Below are 377 nucleotides of genomic sequence, written 5' to 3'. Positions count from 1 at the left end.
CCTGCACGATACAAACGCGCGAGTTGCTCGGCATCCCGTCGATCTGTTTTCACTTGGTCGCCGGGGCGTTTGGGAATGAGCGATGGAGCAATGACGACACAGTGGGCCCCCATGGAGGTGATCCAGCGATAGGTTTCGTAACCTGTGGGTCCTGCCTCGTAGCAAAACGATAGCGTTTCGGCCGCTCCCAGCTCTTTGATAAGCTTGCGTAACGCTGCCGGTGTGTGGGGAATGGTTCCGTAATAGCGTGGAGCTTCCCCGCTCACATCTGCAATTGCAACCGAAATTTTTTCTTTGGATACATCTAAACCGACGAATTTTGTGGTAGACTGCATAGTATCAGCTCTCCTTTGCTATGTAGCTCTGAAATGGTTTGG

1 protein-coding gene is annotated in these 377 nt (G+C 52.3%); it reads right to left on the bottom strand.

Translation table 11 applies throughout. From position 1 onward, the window contains the following. The coding region (locus RW092_RS09045; RefSeq protein ID WP_316010032.1) for an IS110 family transposase at positions 1 to 335 on the bottom strand (335 nt) is incomplete at its 3' end. Positions 336 to 377: the final 42 nt, after the last annotated feature.

The organism is Paenibacillus sp. 3LSP, assembly GCF_032465655.1.
GTDB classification, from domain to species: domain Bacteria; phylum Bacillota; class Bacilli; order Paenibacillales; family Paenibacillaceae; genus Fontibacillus; species Fontibacillus barengoltzii.
The sequence above is the reverse complement of the archived record's forward strand: the minus strand, read 5'-3'. Positions and strand labels throughout refer to the sequence as shown.